Source organism: Methanobrevibacter sp. UBA417 (assembly GCF_002508845.1).
In the GTDB taxonomy this organism is placed as follows: Archaea; Methanobacteriota; Methanobacteria; order Methanobacteriales; family Methanobacteriaceae; genus Methanobrevibacter_A; species Methanobrevibacter_A acididurans.
The window spans coordinates 13938-30514 of record NZ_DAZC01000019.1 but is presented as its reverse complement, the minus strand read 5'-3'; the positions used below and the strand labels follow the sequence as shown (position 1 = coordinate 30514).

18 protein-coding genes are annotated in these 16577 nt (G+C 28.0%); 16 read left to right on the top strand and 2 right to left on the bottom strand.

Translation table 11 applies throughout. The annotated features are described in order from the left end of the window. Positions 1-242 precede the first annotated feature (242 nt). From pdxT to BP769_RS03075, 4 genes are read left to right on the top strand one after another with little or no spacing between them, the layout of a single operon-like run. Positions 243-830, top strand: a complete 588-nt coding sequence (pdxT, locus tag BP769_RS03090; RefSeq protein WP_409197752.1) for a pyridoxal 5'-phosphate synthase glutaminase subunit PdxT — start codon at positions 243-245, stop codon at positions 828-830. Next, the gene (locus BP769_RS03085) at positions 818-1732 is read left to right on the top strand and encodes a class II glutamine amidotransferase (protein WP_409197751.1); all 915 of its coding nucleotides are present in this window, start codon (positions 818-820) and stop codon (positions 1730-1732) included. Before pdxT ends, BP769_RS03085 begins: the two co-directional genes overlap by 13 nt. A 15-nt stretch (positions 1733-1747) precedes the next feature. Beyond that, on the top strand, positions 1748-2440 hold the full coding sequence (locus tag BP769_RS03080; RefSeq protein WP_413826093.1) for a tributyrin esterase: 693 nt from the start codon (positions 1748-1750) through the stop codon (positions 2438-2440). A 15-nt stretch (positions 2441-2455) separates the two neighbouring features. Next, positions 2456-3958, top strand: coding sequence for a glutamate synthase-related protein (locus tag BP769_RS03075; protein ID WP_413826090.1), 1503 nt, complete (start codon positions 2456-2458; stop codon positions 3956-3958). Between the two features lie 21 nt (positions 3959-3979). Here the strand turns inward: BP769_RS03075 and BP769_RS03070 are convergent, their stop codons facing one another. Further along, positions 3980-4525 carry a DUF2115 family protein gene (locus BP769_RS03070; RefSeq protein WP_413826088.1) on the bottom strand — a complete coding sequence of 182 codons (546 nt, stop codon included), beginning with the start codon at positions 4523-4525 and terminating at the stop codon, positions 3980-3982. Between the two features lie 80 nt (positions 4526-4605). On the opposite strand from BP769_RS03070, the gene BP769_RS03065 reads away from it, so the two are divergent. From BP769_RS03065 to BP769_RS03010, 12 genes are all read left to right on the top strand, one after another. Continuing rightward, on the top strand, positions 4606-5076 hold the full coding sequence (locus BP769_RS03065; RefSeq protein WP_413826086.1) for a hypothetical protein: 471 nt from the start codon (positions 4606-4608) through the stop codon (positions 5074-5076). A gap of 180 nt (positions 5077-5256) precedes the next feature. Then, positions 5257-5676 (top strand): nickel-responsive transcriptional regulator NikR, encoded by a 420-nt coding sequence (gene nikR, locus BP769_RS03060; protein WP_413826084.1) that lies wholly within the window; start codon positions 5257-5259, stop codon positions 5674-5676. 132 nt (positions 5677-5808) lie between these two features. Next, positions 5809-6600, top strand: coding sequence for a 50S ribosomal protein L11 methyltransferase (locus BP769_RS03055; protein WP_413826081.1), 792 nt, complete (start codon positions 5809-5811; stop codon positions 6598-6600). A gap of 24 nt (positions 6601-6624) precedes the next feature. Next, the gene (gene hycI / locus BP769_RS03050) at positions 6625-7104 is read left to right on the top strand and encodes a hydrogenase maturation peptidase HycI (protein WP_413826078.1); all 480 of its coding nucleotides are present in this window, start codon (positions 6625-6627) and stop codon (positions 7102-7104) included. Positions 7105-7177: 73 nt separating this feature from the next. Next, complete coding sequence (locus BP769_RS03045; protein ID WP_413826075.1) at positions 7178-8302, top strand: ATP-grasp domain-containing protein; 1125 nt, start codon at positions 7178-7180, stop codon at positions 8300-8302. A 199-nt stretch (positions 8303-8501) separates the two neighbouring features. Beyond that, the gene (locus tag BP769_RS03040; RefSeq protein ID WP_413826073.1) at positions 8502-9590 is read left to right on the top strand and encodes a glycosyltransferase family 4 protein; all 1089 of its coding nucleotides are present in this window, start codon (positions 8502-8504) and stop codon (positions 9588-9590) included. Positions 9591-9663: 73 nt separating this feature from the next. Then, complete coding sequence (locus tag BP769_RS03035) at positions 9664-11178, top strand: Mur ligase family protein (protein ID WP_413862041.1); 1515 nt, start codon at positions 9664-9666, stop codon at positions 11176-11178. An 86-nt stretch (positions 11179-11264) separates the two neighbouring features. Beyond that, entirely contained in the window at positions 11265-11735 is a 471-nt protein-coding gene (locus BP769_RS03030; protein ID WP_413827486.1) for a methylated-DNA--[protein]-cysteine S-methyltransferase, read from the top strand. A 29-nt stretch (positions 11736-11764) separates the two neighbouring features. Then, the gene (locus BP769_RS03025) at positions 11765-12928 is read left to right on the top strand and encodes a hypothetical protein (RefSeq protein ID WP_413862039.1); all 1164 of its coding nucleotides are present in this window, start codon (positions 11765-11767) and stop codon (positions 12926-12928) included. Positions 12929-13351: 423 nt separating this feature from the next. Then, positions 13352-13840, top strand: coding sequence for a hypothetical protein (locus tag BP769_RS03020; RefSeq protein ID WP_413826061.1), 489 nt, complete (start codon positions 13352-13354; stop codon positions 13838-13840). A gap of 23 nt (positions 13841-13863) precedes the next feature. Continuing rightward, entirely contained in the window at positions 13864-15144 is a 1281-nt protein-coding gene (locus tag BP769_RS03015) for a hypothetical protein (RefSeq protein ID WP_413827491.1), read from the top strand. A 297-nt stretch (positions 15145-15441) separates the two neighbouring features. Beyond that, positions 15442-15864, top strand: a complete 423-nt coding sequence (locus BP769_RS03010; protein ID WP_413826057.1) for a DUF356 domain-containing protein — start codon at positions 15442-15444, stop codon at positions 15862-15864. Between the two features lie 33 nt (positions 15865-15897). On the opposite strand, the gene BP769_RS03005 is transcribed toward BP769_RS03010, so the two are convergent. Beyond that, the gene (locus BP769_RS03005) at positions 15898-16374 is read right to left on the bottom strand and encodes a multiprotein bridging factor aMBF1 (RefSeq protein ID WP_413826054.1); all 477 of its coding nucleotides are present in this window, start codon (positions 16372-16374) and stop codon (positions 15898-15900) included. Positions 16375-16577: the final 203 nt, after the last annotated feature.

Below are 16577 nucleotides of genomic sequence, written 5' to 3'. Positions count from 1 at the left end.
TTTCATATAAACAAAATTCAACCGGAAGGGATATTCCACCAACTTTATATATAAATAAATATAAAGAAACCATAAGGATGAAAAATATTCATCTCCAAAAAAATATAGACTCAAAAAACATAAAAATCACTTATAAAACAATAAAATAAATAAACAAAAAGAACATAATATAATATTAATCTATTTTTAAAAAAAAATATGATAAAAAAATATAAACTTTATATAAAATTCAGTGATTTTTCATGTTAACAATAGGAATTCTCAACTTACAAGGCGCAGTATCAGAACATAAAGATATAACCGAAAAAGCAATAGAAAAAATGGGTATAATAGCCCAAACCAAAAATGTACGATATGCCGACGACCTAAAAAAATGTGATGGACTCATCATATCTGGAGGAGAGTCAACAGTAATAGGGAAAATCTTATTCGAACGAGACCTTGATAAAATAATAAAAGACAAAAAAATACCAATATTCGGAACATGTGCCGGAATGGTATTACTTGCAAAAAAAACAAATTACGAACAACCCATACTAGGAATAATGGACATAGAAGTTGTAAGAAACAGTTTTGGAAGACAAAAAGATTCTTTTGAAACAGAACTCAATATTTTAGGATATAAATACCCTGGAGTATTTATAAGAGCACCAACACTAAAAAACTATGATAAAACCAAAAAAGACATCAAAGTCTTATGTGAAGTAAATAACACAATCGTAGCAATACAACAAGGCCCTAATCTAGCAATGAGTTTTCATCCAGAATTAACTAATGATACAAGATTACATGAATACTTCATAAAGGAGGTTAAAAAATGTGTGGAATAGCAGGAATAGTATACAAAGATAAAAAAATGCACAACATTGGAAACGACATGACAAACATGCTAAATGCACTCCAACACAGAGGACCAGACTCTGCAGGATTTGCATTATACGGAGGATTAGGATTACCAGATGGAGAATACATTTTAAACATACAAATTGATGATGATAATCAAATATCTGATGTAAAAAACATAATACAAAACAACTCATCAATCGCACAAGAAGAAAAAATCCCATCAGTTGACGATACCATAATATATAGATGTCATGTCAATTTGGATAATTTCAAACAACTAAAACCCTTAATCACTAAAGTTGATCAAATAGATGATGTAATAGTTTTAAATGGTTCACATTCATTTGAAATGATAAAAGATGTAGGATCAGTTCTAGAAATTGCAAACAGATATGATACAAGAAGTGTAAAAGGAACACATGCAATAGGACACACAAGATTCTCAACAGAAAGTGCAATAGACAGATTCCATGCACACCCATTCCAAACTTATATCTCAGAAGACGTAACAGTAGTACATAATGGACAAATAACAAATTATTGGAATATAAGAGACCCTCTAGAACGAAAAGGCCACATATTTGAAACATTCAACGATACTGAATGCTTAGTACACTACATTGCAGATAAACTAATCTCAAACTACACCTTAGAAGAAGCATTAGAAGGAGCAGTTGAAGATATGGATGGTCCATTCAGTTTCATAATAGGAACACCTAATGGAATAGGAATAGCAAAAGATAAACTAGGATTAAGACCTGGAGTAATTGCTGAAAATGATGAAAAATTCGCAATAGCATCAGAAGAAGTAAGCCTCAGACAAGTAATCGACACACACAATGTAGAACAAATCTCTCCTGGAGAAGTAAGAGTATACGAAATTTAAAAGGCGGAAATAAATATGAGTGAAAAAACAATTACAATTGACGTATCCAAACTTACACCACGACAAACCAACACAAAAATCAGATATGCAATAGACCATGAAAATGTAGAAAAAATTGTTTTAGAAAACCCAAATGCAATGCATTACCTTGTAAATGGGGTAATTGGAGAATCTCAAGTAATTATAGATGGATCTGCAGGATACTTTGCTGGAAGTATGGTTGATAAATTACAAATACTAATCAAAGGAAACGCAGGATGGTTTGTAGGAGACAACATGACTGAAGGAGAAATCATAGTTGAAGGCTCTGCAGGAGACGGAGCAGGTCAAGGAATTTATGGTGGAACTGTAGTAGTTAAAAAAGGTGTTGGAGCCCGTACTGGAGAAATCATGAAAAATGGAACCATCATAATAGGTGGAAACTCAGGATTCATGACAGGAATTTTCATGATGGGAGGAAAAATAATAATCCTCGGAGATGTAGGTGAAGACTTAGCAGAATCCATTGTAAATGGAGAAATATATGTTCTAGGAAAAATAGAAAGTCTAGGAAAAAATGCATTTCAAATGAAAGCAAAAGACGAAGATATAAAAGAATTAAAAACAATTCTCAATAAATATGATTTTAACCTATCTAATGAAGATTATAAAAATTTTAAAAAAATCATACCACAAAGTAAAAGACCATTTTTCCATAAAAAAGACTAAGGAGGGAAAAATAAAATGCCATTTAATGTAATAAGAGACCCACTAATATGTAAAAGAGATTTTGAAAGACCAGGATGTTGCTGGTATTTATGTGACGATCGAGACGAAGATATCTGTGGTAAATGTTTCAGTTGTGTGAACAACTGTCCACATGGAGTATATGAAATAGTTCGAGGAGAACCACAACCATTACACCAAGCACAATGTGTAGGGTGCAGAATATGTAGTGAAATGTGTCCTCACGGAGCAATAAAAGTCTTAGCAATGCCAGAAGACCAAAGATTAGGATGGAAATATCCAGATATTTTAGAAATAGAAAGAAAAACAACTGCAGCTTCATATAAAATTAGAAGTACAGGTGCAACTAGAACACTTCCAACATTTGATGATTTGGTCATAACACCAGCACAAGTAAGTAGACCTCCATTAGATAATTATCGAGAACCTTGTGGAACAGATGTAATAATAGGTGATCGGTATGCTGAAAACCCATTACACATTGACACCCCAATCATGATCGGTGCAATGAGTTTCGGAGCATTGAGTAAAGAAGCTAAAATGGCATTAGCACTTGGATCAACACTTGCAGGAACAGTTGCTAACACTGGGGAAGGGGGAATGCTCCCTGAAGAAAGAGCATTATCTCACAATTTAGTAGCACAATATGCATCTGGAAGATTCGGTGTATCCGCTGAATATTTAAATAATGCAGATGCAATAGAAATCAAAATAGGTCAAGGAGCAAAAAGTGGTATGGGTGGACACTTACTAGGAGAAAAAGTTACAGCAGATGTAAGTAAAATCCGTAAAATCCCTGAAGGAGCAGATGCATTATCCCCAGCAAGACACATGGATATAGTAGGACCTGAAGATTTAAGCATGAAAATCAGTCAATTAAGAGAAATCACAGATTGGCAAGTGCCTATTATGGTTAAATTTGCTGCAGGACGTGTAGCAAGTGATGTTAAAATTGCAGCTAAAGGTGGAGCAGATGCAATTGTCGTTGATGGAATGCAAGGAGGAACAGGTGCAGGTCCTGATGTAATTATGGAACAAGCAGGAGTACCAACACTATCCGCTATTGTTGAAGCAGATGCTGCTTTAAAAGATATAAATTTACGTGAAGAAGTAAGTTTAATAGTATCAGGAGGAATAAGAACGGGTGTAGATGTTCTTAAAGCATTAGCCCTGGGGGCAGATGCAACATATGTAGCAACAGGAGCACTTGTTGCATTAGGTTGTAGAGTATGTCAAGAATGTTATGATGGAACATGTAGAAAAGGAATTGCAACACAAAATCTTGAATTAAGACACCGTTTAAATTATCGAGAAGGTGCAAAACATGTTGCTAATTATATTAAAGCAATGACTGATGAAGCAACAATGCTCGCCCAACAAGCAGGAAATTCTCATTTATCTAAATTAGAAAAAGAGAATCTTAAATCTTTAACTTTTGAAGCATCCGTATTAACAGGTGTTCCAATGGCAGGAGAAATGGGATTATCATCTAAAATATAAAAAAATATTAATTTATTCTTTTTATATTTCTTTTTGTTTTGAAATACATAAATTACAAACAGCATTAGGATTTTTGGATTGTTTATCTTTAACTGGACAATAATATTCTCCATCTTTTTTTTCTAGTTTTAAATTTCCAGGAAAAGGTGTACCTACAGGATGTATTGGTTCATTTTTAATGAATGTAGCATAAAAACTAATTAAAGTTAAAATTAAAGAATATTTACTATTATTACTACTGTCTTTATATTGAATAAACTGATTTTTAAGTAAATTTAAAGAATTTTGAAACTTAACTATATCAATATTCCCTTTATAATTTACATTATCATTTAAAATTTCTTTGATTCTTTTAAAAAAATATTTAATATAAACTTCTAAATATTCTTTTTGAATATTCTTTTGCATATATTTACAATCTTCACGTATAATACATGTAGCATTCATTTCATCAAAAACACTAACTGTTTTAGCATACTTTTTTAAAATATCCCTTAATTCAGTAATTTTAATTTCAGGTTCCCTGCTTATTTTGGTAAGTTCATTAAAGATATTAATAATAATCACTTCTAACTAAATAAAAAAAACTTTTTTTATAATAATAATATAATATATAATATAATTAAGTTTTAGGATAAAGAATTATAATGGTAGTATATATAACAAAAAAAGAAAATAAGGTATTAACTTGTGTACACACATTTGATCCGAAATATAAAGAAGGTATACCTTTAAAAGTTTTACAAACAGATTTAGATGTTCATGAACATAATCTTCATGATGTTCTTAAATCACTTGCAAAAAAAGAATTAATAACTTATGAACATAAAAAAATTAAATTAATAAATGAAAGTACTGAAATTAAAACTCTTGAAACAAAAGAAGATGTTCGGAATGTTAAATTAGATATTAAAGAAGCTAATGTTGTAAAAATTATTCGCGAAGTAGTTGATGAAGATAATTTAGTACCTAAATATATTTTGGAAGGCCATTTACTTTATGGTCCTGAAAAAATTACTAATTTTAGAATGTACCATATAATATTATCTTTAGAAATTAAAGGCGTTATTAAAAAGGTTAAAAAGAAAGATGGTAGATACTATAAACTTATTAATTAATTTAAAACAGTTAAATCAATGTATTCCATGTTTTTTTAATTGAAAAATATTCATTTAATAAAATTTATATAAGATTAATTACTACTTATTTATTAACGATTAATACTTAGTTAATCTAAAACACTAAAATAATTTGGGTTAAATATAAAAATTTGTAAAAAAACAGAAGGTTTTATAAAAATGATGAGAATAAGCATGTCCCTACCAAAAAAATTACTAGCTGATTTTGATGAAGTATTAAAAGATAGAGGTTACCAATCACGTTCTAAAGGGATACGAGATGCACTTAAAGATTACATTGTTCGTTACCAATGGATGAACGAAATGGAAGGGCAAAGAATTGGAGTTATCACCGTAATATATGACCATTTCTTCACAGGAGTAATGGAAAACTTAGCAGAAATACAACACGATTTCCGTGATGAAATAAATGCAAGTATGCACATTCACATGACAAACAAATATTGTATGGAAGTAATAGTTGTAAACGGAGATGTAAATAATATTCGTGAACTTACAGAAAGAATGATGAGACTTAAAGGAGTAGATCACGTAAAACTCACAAGTACAGCTAATGGAGAAAACTTAGACCCTTCATAAACTAAAATTAATCATTATTCTTAAATATTTTTTTTATACATTTGATCTATTTTTTAAATAAAAACTTTCAAAATCAATTATAACTATTTCTAAAAAAAACTATAAAAAATATAATTTAAAAAAAGATTCATTATGAAATTACAGACAACTCATTATCATTTCAACCTATTAAAAGATACAGAAAGATTATCCGCATTTTATGAAGCTATTAAAAATAAAGGTGAAAATCCAAATATAAATAAAAAATTAGCATTAGATTTAGGATGTGGAAGTGGGATACTCTCAATATTTGCTAGTGAATACTATGAAAAAATACAAGCCATAGATTTAGATCCAAAAACAATTAAATGTGCAGAAGAAAACACAAAAAACTTCAATAATATTCAAATCATTAATGCAGACACAACACAACATGAATTTGAATCCACACCTGATTTAATAATATGTGAAATGTTAGATACAGCATTAATTGAGGAAGAAGAAGTTTTAACATTCAATCAAATCCATAATAAAATAAAAAGTTACACAGAAATAATCCCTTATGGAATCATAAACAAAATAGAACCAGTATGTATGGAAGATAATATAATAATGTATGAAGATTTAGAATCACAACCAAAATATAATATAATTGGTGAAAGTGTAATCTATGATATAATACGATTTAAAGATTATATAAACCCTGCATTTAATAAAACAATACCATTTTACATTACAAAAAATTCCACATTTAATGGAGTTAAAATAACTACATACACATTATTAAATCAAAAATTAATTTGTGGACCAACACCAATGTTAAATCCAGAATTAATCATCCCTTTACCAAAAGAATTAGATGCACATCAAGGAGAAACAATTAATATAAACTTATCATATACTATGGGTAAAGGATTAGAATCAATAAAAATAAATTTAATATAAAATTAAGAATATGAAGGTTTTTTCATGTTATTAGAGAAAGAATTAAAAAAATTTTTAGAAAATTATGAGAATTTAGTAATAATGGGAATAGGGAATGAATTAAAAACTGATGATGGACTTGGACCTTATATTATAAATTATTTAACACCTAAATTAAAAAATAAAAATAATGTTACATTAATTAATGCTGGAAGTGCACCTGAGAACTTCACGGGTAAAATTAAAACTTTAAACCCAACTCATATAATTCTCATTGATGCAGTAATAATGGATGAAAAACCTGGATTTTTAAGATTAGTAAAAAAAGAAGAAATTAAAAACATGGGAATATCCAGTCATAACATGCCATTATCTTATTTAATAAACTATTTAGAATTGGAAAAAACTTATAAAATACTATTTATTGGAGTTCAACCAGCAGATTTATCTTTACAATTAGGTTTAACATCAAATGTAAAAGAAAGTGCGGAAAATTTAGGAGAATTAATACTCAAACTTTTATAAAATAAGAAATACAAAGAAAAGAGTATAATAATATTCAATAAAAAAAATTTAATTTCTATTTAAGCTGATGTTTATGACAAAAATACTATTTATCGGATCAAGACTATTTGATGATGTTGCCTATTACTGTAAAGAAAACAATATAAAAACACTAGTAACTGAATCTAACAAAGATGCACCTAACTTAGAAGATGCAGATGAAATATTCATAGTTCCAAGAGGTATGGATGAACCTATGAATATTGCAATAAAAGAAAATGTAGATGCAATAATCCCTTTAATTGGAATAGATCCTCCTTTATTAAGTGTAGCAGAAATGAAGGAAAAAATAGAAAAAGAACATCAAATACCTGTATTAATATCTAATCCCAAAACAGTTGATTTATGTTCAAATAAAATAAAAACCAAAGAATTCTTTAAAAAACATAAGATACCAACACCCAAATCAAAAATCCTACACCAACCTAATGATATAAATGGATTTAACTATCCTGTAGTTTTAAAACAAGGAGAAGGACAAGGTGGAAAAGATATTAAAGTATGTAAAAACTTTAAAGATGTTGAAGAATACTTTAAAACCTTTGATGAAGCTTTATGTGAAGAATTCATAACTGGTTCTGAAATTAGTATAGAAGTATCAAGTTGGAATAATTTATATTATCCTATAGCACCTATATATAAAGGAGAAACATCTCTTGAAGGAATCCACCCAATTTTAAGATTAAGATCAGGACCAACAGAATTAAAAGGATTAAATAATCAACGAGTAATGGATTTAGCATATAAAATAGCAAAAAATTTAAATGCAGAAGGAACTATTGATATAGATCTTATTTACTCACCAATTGATGATGAAATTTATGCACTAGAAATCAACACTAGAGTGAGTGGAACACGTTATCTTAGTTGTGCAACAACTGGAATAAACCCTTTAATAAATCTTATACGAATGGTTACTGATGATTTTACAAAAAACAAAATAGATAATTTAAGAAAAACTTATCATAGTCTTGAAATCCCAGTACATGATTATAATGGTCCACAATCTAAGGAACCACTAAAAGATTTCATTAATAGTCCTTATGTTGTTCATGGTCCAAAAGGTTATCAAAGATTAACCATAAGAGGAAATACTTTAAATGATTGTTATGAACTAGCAAAACAATTAACTGGAGTTAATTATAAAAAACAATTTTAAATTTAATTTTTTCAATTTTTGCTCTTTTTTTAAATATCATTTAAAAATAATCAAACTAATTAAGTTTTAATTATTGTTTTAACTTAATTTAAAACCTTTTTTTAACTTTTTAAAGCACTTAAAATAAAGTTTAAATAATATTAAATTCTAAAATATATAATTAGTAAATAAAAATTTTTTAAAAAAAATCGTGGTAATAATGTATTTAGTAATGAACACAACAAATATGGTAATTTTATTTTTAATAACCTTTGTAGTCACTGTTCTGTCTACATTTTTTATACGTCATGTATTAATAGATGCAGATATTTCAGACTCCCCAATAGTAAGCGAACACAGACATAAAACAGGAACACCCACAATGGGTGGAATATCTTTCTTATTCGCAATATTATTTGTTGTTTCTTTATTCTATAAAAATTTACCAATTCTCATAACTAGTTTCATAATGGTTACTGGTGGAGTAATGGGATTACTTGATGATTTACTCGGATTAAAAGTAAAAGAATATCAAAAAGTAGTTAAAAACATTTCTCCAGATATTGTTCAAATAGGTATCTTAAATTTAGGTGTTTCAGAAGAAGCAAGAATAACTACTGATAAAGCTAAAAAACAATTAGAACCTTTACTTGCAGCTGGAAAATTAGAACAAGTTGCAGAAATACCTATCAAATATGAACCTCATGAATCTGTTAAAATAATAGCACAATTCTTACCCGGTATATTCTTAGTATTAACAAGTACAGTATGGACTCTTGGAGGATTTAACTTAGGATTATTAGCTATACCCATAGTTATAATAGCTGTATTAGGATGTATAAATGCAGTAAACCTTATTGATGGAATGGATGGTTTAGCAGCAGGAATAATTGCCATAGCTTCTTTTGCTTGTGGAATATTCTGTTTTATAAATGGAAACATGGAAGGAATTGCACCATTTGCAATATTATTTGCAATATGTTTAGGTTTTCTTGTATTTAATAAGTACCCAGCAAAAATTTTCATGGGTGATACTGGATCATTTATTTTAGGTTCAGGATTTGCAGCAGCCGTATTAATTACAAACGTCCCCTATTTTGGATTATTATCCTTAGCCGTACCAATTGGTTCAACAATTATAAGTTTGATGCATCGTGCACATATAATAACATTACCTGTAGAACCATTACATCATGCATTAAATTATCGAGGAATAAGTGAAATAAAAATCGTAAGTAGTTACTGGTTAATAACAGCAATAGTTTGTATAATTGGATTATTAGTAGATTATTTTGTATTTATAATATAAAGAAATCTATTTTTCTTTTTTTCATATAAAAATCCAAATTTAAATACTTTTTTTTAAAGGAAGTAAATTCGCAATGACAAAAAATATTAAAATCGAAGATTTAACACAAAAAATTAATGGAACACTCTATGGAAACAATGATTACAAATCACTAGAAGGATTCACTGGGTCATTTACAACATTAAATAGTGCAAAAAAAGGAGATATTGTAATAAGACACAAAATTAATGGAAAAGGGGTGGAAATTGCTAATAAAAAAAATGTAGCATGTATAATAACTCTACATCCATTAGATGATTGTTTAGAACTCGCAGATAAACTAAAATATCCCATAATTGTTGTAAATAAAATAGAAGAAGCTAATGCATTTGCAATAAAATGGACAGTTGAAAATTTTGCACCAAATACAAAAAGAGTAGTTGTGACTGGGACAAATGGTAAATCAACCACTACTCATATGGTGTATCATATACTAAAAAATACTGGAGCTAAAGTATTCACTAATACAGATGCAAGAAGTGAATTTAATACTTTAATTGATCCAATGGTACCAAAACTTTTAGTACAATCCTATAATGAACAAAAAGGCTTAGATTATTTAGTTGTTGAAGTTTCTGAAGTACAAGGATGGGAAGATTATTTCATGAAAAACCATGCATACTTAATGAGTAAAGCTATAAACCAAGATGTATCTGTAGTAACTAATGTTGCAATGGATCATATAGGATTAGTTCATGATGTGGAAGAAGTTAAAGAGGAAACTGAAGGTTTAATAAAATCATTAACTCATGGAACAGCAGTACTTAACTATGATGATGAAAGAGTAAGAATTATGGATGAAACAGTTAAAGAAGATTGTAATATTTTTTATTTAACTATGAACCCGGATAAATTAGAAAACATTAAAACTACTAATAAAATAAATAAATTATCTTATAGTGATGAAAAAGAAGCAATAATCTATGAAGATAAAATATTTTTAAAATTAGATGAATTGCCCTTCCAATCCCACCACTTCATACAAAACACTTTATCTGCTATTGCATCAACAATATCATTAAACATACCTCTTGAACAAATTAAAGAAGGAGTAAAATCATATAAACCATTAAAAAGAAGATTTGTAACATTAAATGAAAAACCATTAATAATTGATGATTTTGCACATAATCCTAAAGGAATTAAAGCAACAATACAATCAGCATTTAAAACTGCAAATAAAAAAAATTTAAAAACATTATGGGTTATTGATGCAATTAGAGGGTCTAGAGGATTAACACTAAATAAATTAATAGCAGAAGCATTATCAGATGTAATAAATAATCTTCAAGAAGAAGACAAAATACCAATTAATTTAATATTATCTTGTAGTGAAGATGAAGTAGATCACAATAACACAGTTACACCTCAAGAGAGAAAAATATTTGAAGATGAATTAAACAAGAAAAATACAGAATATGTAATTTATGATAAATTAATAGATGCATTAACTGATACAGTAGAATTTTCCACAACTGATGATTTGATTTTACTAATTGGGGCACAAGGAATGGATCCTGCAGAAGAATTACTTAAAAAAATATTATAAATTAATAATTAAATTTAATTTCTTTTTTTTATTTAAATATCCTTATATAAACAAATAGTTTCATAAAGGAGGTTTAAAAAATTTTTATGGATGTAAAAGCATACATTAACAAAGATAGATTAACACAACTTATTTATTTTGAAAATGAATTCAATGAAATAAATATAAATTATATTAAAAAACACAATCTTATTGAATCTAAAAATTTAGAAAAGTTGATAAAAAAATTTATAAATGGAGAAAATGTTAATTTTCAAAATTGCTTTGATTTAACCACTCTTCCTATTACAAGTTTTCAAAGAAAAGTCTATATTGAAACATTAAAAATACCAAAAGGAAAAACTAGAACTTATAAAGAAATAGGTAATTCTATTAATTCTCAAGCATATCAAGCAATTGGTGGAGCATTATCAAAAAATCCATTACCCTTTATCATACCCTGCCATAGGGTAATAGGTTCAAATAATCAATTAACTGGATATCGTGGCGGTTTAAAATTAAAAAAACAATTACTATTAAATGAAGGAATAAAATTTAGAAATGACAAAATTATATAATTAAATAGAAAATTTAATAAGAGTTTTTCATGTCAATAAATAAAAGCCAATACTTAGATGAACTAACAAAAAACCAGAAAATCCGAAGTATTAAGATAAATAAAAACCTTGACGGTAGTACACCCCCATCAGTATTTATTGGGCATTGGAATTATCCTAAAGTATATGCAGGTCCAATGATAACACCAGATAAAGGAGATACTAGCTTATTAGATAGTCCTGAAAAATGGATACAAAATGGGAAAACAGGAAAAGATATTTTTAATTTCAGAATGAATCTAATACGTGGAAAACAATTAATTGGTATAAAAGACCTTGAAAACCCTTATATTGAAAAATTACAAAGTATCAGTTTATCTAAATATTCTACAGATAGTGAAGCAACCTTTAAAAAACACCCTACAGGTGGAGGATATCAAGGTGAAAGTGAACCTCATGGTCCTAGTGCATTAATAAAGAAATTCGATATTGATGAAGTCAGATGGGATAAAAAATTAGAAAAATCTTATTATGATACTGATTTAAAAGCAACAGATGCTGTAATGGCAATGTATAATCATAATGTACCCTTCAGTAAACTACAAAAAGCTTTTAGTGTTGGAGCATTTGGAGAAAAACAGAACCGTAAATTAGTACCTACAAGATGGAGTATAACAGCTTGTGATACTGCAATTTCAAATGGATTATTAAAAGAAGTGAAATACAATCCAACAATAGACTCTTATGAAGTTTACAATTACTCAAGTTTAGGTAATAATTTCATTATTATTTTAATCCCTGAAGAATGGGAGTTTGAAATGATAGAAACTTATTTAAAAGTTTTAAATAATGAAAAAATCACATTCATAGATCATGAATATAATAAAGGTAAAACCTCCTACAGTCCTCTTCAAGGAGCATATTATGCTGGAAAATTAGCTGTATTAGAGCACTTACGAAAAGTTCATAGACAATCTGGAGTGATAATTATTCGTGAAATTTATGAAAATTTTGAACCACTTGGAGTATTTAATGTTCGAGAAAATATTAGAATAGCTATGAGTCAAAATCCAATGAGTTTTGAAACTTTAAAAGAATCTTTAAATTTTGCTAATAATAAATTGAAATCCTCAACTGATTATTATGTTGAAAATAGTCATTTGTTGAAGGAACTTTTTATTTCTAAACAAACAACTTTAGATGCATTTTTTTAAAGAAATAACACTATAAATAACATTGTTTGAATCTATTTTCTTTTAGCTGATTATAAAAATTATTTCCAATAATAAGGATTATTAAATTTTAAATTAAAGAAAATTCTTAAATTTTTTATTATTCATGAAATATTTTTCAATTAAATTTAAATTTTTCTCTTTTTTCTACTATTTTTTACCTATTTTTAATTATTTATCATGCTTATTTTCTTTTTTATTAATAAAAACATTGTTTATATTATATTTAAAGATTTATTATTAATTTCATAGAATACATAATATTAAATAAGATATTAATCTTATAAAATAATGTTATTATATTTATAGTAATATTAGAGAAATATTTGCGATAAATTGATAATTATATTATTATAAAATTAATTCAAAAACATAATTAATTCATATTAAAGAGGATATATTCATATGTTTATTAAAGTAAGACGAGATACATTAATGATTTTGCTTTTAGCATTTTTATTAATCTTATGTGGAAGAATTATAACTTACGTTGCATATGCCTCATCTCCTGAAGTGGACCAAGGTGTTCCAATAGCAGGGATTATTGTAAAAGGAAATGATGTTGTTCCAATCGAAACAATTAGAGAAAATGTGCAAGCAGCAGGTTTCAGAGAAAATTCTTATATTGATGGAGATATGCTTGTAACAAGTAAACGTACGTTGCCATTGTCGGAGGCCATAACGAATGCTGAACAATTTGCATGTAAATCCACAGTTCCAGGTACAACATTACAACCTATTGCAGCGGCGGATGTTTCAGTAGATGAAAAAACAGGAATTGTAACTGTTACAGTTATTGAAGATTTCTCAACAATACCTGTTAGTAATACCACTAGTGCTGATAATGCATCATACAATGGAGTGAACACTGCGCAATTTAAAGAAACGGCGTAAATTTATAAAGAGGATGATAATAGATGAATAAGAAAACTAAATATTTATTTCTTGGATTAATATTATTCTTGACCGTTTTTACTGTAATCAGTGAAGTTTCAGCAACTTGTAACATTATAGTAATTACTGACCCGACAGGACAAGATCCTAATGGTGTTGCAGCAGGAAGTATGTCATTTGCTAAAAACATGTTTCAATCATCTTTCCTTATGAGTAAAGATAAACAATTTGCTGTACTATCTGGGGGTGAAGGTAACTCTTCAGATCGTGTACAAGCGATTGGTCAGTGTGTAGCAGCATTACAGAATGGTGCTTCACCTTCTACAGCAGCATCTGTAGCAAGTTCCTTTAATGGGATTCGTCTTGTAGTCGGTGGTCCTAATGTTGGAGCCGCTATTGGTGGATCATTTGATGCTTATGTTGTAGAAGAACAAGATAATGGTGAGATTACAGTCACACCTTACTCCTCAACAAGTGGAGGATTAGCAGTATTACAAGAAGGTCATAGAGGAGCTATTATTCACTTAAGAAACTCTGAAGGAAACCCTAAGATGGGTACTGCAGATTCAGTAAGATATCAAACTGCTGTGAATATGGGTAAAATGATAAGAGACGGTTACCCAGCTACACGTATTGTTGGAGAAGGGATGAGAGAAGTTGCAACAGATTCTGGAGAACAATACGGTGGAGGTGCTGTTAATCTTGTATCTCGTGTATCTACAGGAGATATGTTCACACCAACTGAAATGAATTCTACTGGGTATCCAATGAGTGAAAACTATACTAAATCATGTCCAACATGTGGATGGAGTGTAGGATTCCCTGAAGCTGATAATTATCAAGTATGTCCAGTTGATGGAAGTCAACTAAAAACAACCAATGCTTGTGATGCATTAATCAATGCAATAACTGTAACATCAAATACAACAAGTGTATCAGTTTATGGTAGTGATAGGGCAGGATTAGCAGATACAACGGAAGCTATTGTTCAAGCATCAGTAACTAAATATGGTTATAATCCTGATCAAATTGCAGGATCTATAAATAAAGGTATTCATAATGGTTTAATCATGGGAGTAAATTATGTTGAACCTAAAGACATAAGTGTTAAAGAAAACTCTCGTGCAGTTGGAGTATATTATGAACCATTAGCTGATGGAAGAACATCCCCACCTTGGAATTTACCAGTAAATTCATTTGTATTAACTATTATTGGAACAATACAAACAGCAATTGGTATAATACTTATACTGTTAGTAATATTCAGAAGTAGGCTTATAAAAAACTTTCAAGATCGAAAATAGAATAATTTAGGTTATTTAATGAGAAAAGAATTATATTTTAAAAAATAAATCTCATTATATAACCTTTTTTTATAAAAAAACAAAATCAATTTGAATAATATTATAATTTTTTAATTTAAATCTAAAAAACAAATAAAGAAAATTTTAAACACAAAATATTAAAAAAATAAAATTTTAACAGTTATTACTAGGATTTAAACACTAAAAAAGCTGTATAATTATAATTCAAAAAAAATTATATACAAATTTACTAAAATTTAAAAATTATTAAACAATAAAACTAAAGGGTAAAAAAACATGGCATTAATACTAATTCGTGGCGAAAACAATCAAAAATTATTAAATGCAATTGCAGATATTGAAAGACATGCTAAATTAAATTTAACAACAAAACCTAAAAAAGTGGATCCTCAGTTTGCAGATGAAATTGTGGGAAAAATTTTGAATCAAAAAATACGTAACAAATCACATGTTGCAACTGCTTTTTTTGTAAAAGAAGACATAACTTTATCAATTATTCAAGTGAAAAAGATTCATCCACCTGCTCATGTAGTAGTAGTAATTGATGATTATGAAGGATATGGAAATTTAGTTAAGACTTTAAATCAATCAGCACCTTTAAAAGGTTATTATTCTAATAAGAATAAAGGTACTGTAATGAAAGATTATAAATATAAATCTGCTAGAGAATACAAAAATTCAAAAATAGGTTATTTATAAAAAAAAGAATTTTAGAAATATAATAAAATTTTTTTATTTTTTTATTTTTACTATACTTCCAAGTGTTAAACCACCTGATGAAGATGTTTTAAATTGTTCTAAATCAAGATTATCTACTTTTTCTATAATTTTAATATTTAATGTTTTTTCAAATTTATATGCTAAATTAAGTTCTGGTGTCATTTTTCCAGATTCTATTTTTTTAATTACTGAGACTTTTTCTTGGATTTTTTCACCTAATTCTTCCCGAGACCAGCCTTTAGATTCCCTTGCTTGTTTACAAATGTTACCAAAATTTTCAACAATTTCTTCACTAGGTTCGTCTCTTTTTCTTTGGTATTTTTGAGTACTTTGTTTTTTTGCTGTTTTTCTTTTTATTCGTTTTTGAGGGGGTGCTTTTTGTATTCTTCCAAGTTTTGAACATTCTTTACATGTATCTAAAACTGCACCATCAACTTTTGTTCTTATAGGTTTACCAGATATTGGTTTTCCACAAATCTCGCATCTCATGTTAATCAACTATGTTTTTTAAATGTTTTAAGTTTTTCGAATCATTTATAATTTTTCAAAACCTTTATATACAAATTTATTGTATATAATATAATGATTTGAGTTTTAAATTATATTTACTCTTTATTAATTTTGTAGTTTTTAAATTAATTTATTTTTTTAAGCTATTTTTTTTAATTAAAGTTTAATTTAATAAAAAAATT

Bases quoted from the DNA above. Each gene is read 5' to 3' on its own strand.
- pdxT (WP_409197752.1), top strand. From the start codon at position 243: ATGTTAACAATAGGAATTCTCAACTTACAAGGCGCAGTATCAGAACAT.
- BP769_RS03085 (WP_409197751.1), top strand. From the start codon at position 818: ATGTGTGGAATAGCAGGAATAGTATACAAAGATAAAAAAATGCACAAC.
- BP769_RS03080 (WP_413826093.1), top strand. From the start codon at position 1,748: ATGAGTGAAAAAACAATTACAATTGACGTATCCAAACTTACACCACGA.
- BP769_RS03075 (WP_413826090.1), top strand. From the start codon at position 2,456: ATGCCATTTAATGTAATAAGAGACCCACTAATATGTAAAAGAGATTTT.
- BP769_RS03065 (WP_413826086.1), top strand. From the start codon at position 4,606: ATGGTAGTATATATAACAAAAAAAGAAAATAAGGTATTAACTTGTGTA.
- nikR (WP_413826084.1), top strand. From the start codon at position 5,257: ATGATGAGAATAAGCATGTCCCTACCAAAAAAATTACTAGCTGATTTT.
- BP769_RS03055 (WP_413826081.1), top strand. From the start codon at position 5,809: ATGAAATTACAGACAACTCATTATCATTTCAACCTATTAAAAGATACA.
- hycI (WP_413826078.1), top strand. From the start codon at position 6,625: ATGTTATTAGAGAAAGAATTAAAAAAATTTTTAGAAAATTATGAGAAT.
- BP769_RS03045 (WP_413826075.1), top strand. From the start codon at position 7,178: ATGACAAAAATACTATTTATCGGATCAAGACTATTTGATGATGTTGCC.
- BP769_RS03040 (WP_413826073.1), top strand. From the start codon at position 8,502: ATGTATTTAGTAATGAACACAACAAATATGGTAATTTTATTTTTAATA.
- BP769_RS03035 (WP_413862041.1), top strand. From the start codon at position 9,664: ATGACAAAAAATATTAAAATCGAAGATTTAACACAAAAAATTAATGGA.
- BP769_RS03030 (WP_413827486.1), top strand. From the start codon at position 11,265: ATGGATGTAAAAGCATACATTAACAAAGATAGATTAACACAACTTATT.
- BP769_RS03025 (WP_413862039.1), top strand. From the start codon at position 11,765: ATGTCAATAAATAAAAGCCAATACTTAGATGAACTAACAAAAAACCAG.
- BP769_RS03020 (WP_413826061.1), top strand. From the start codon at position 13,352: ATGTTTATTAAAGTAAGACGAGATACATTAATGATTTTGCTTTTAGCA.
- BP769_RS03015 (WP_413827491.1), top strand. From the start codon at position 13,864: ATGAATAAGAAAACTAAATATTTATTTCTTGGATTAATATTATTCTTG.
- BP769_RS03010 (WP_413826057.1), top strand. From the start codon at position 15,442: ATGGCATTAATACTAATTCGTGGCGAAAACAATCAAAAATTATTAAAT.
- BP769_RS03005 (WP_413826054.1), bottom strand. From the start codon at position 16,374: ATGAGATGCGAGATTTGTGGAAAACCAATATCTGGTAAACCTATAAGA.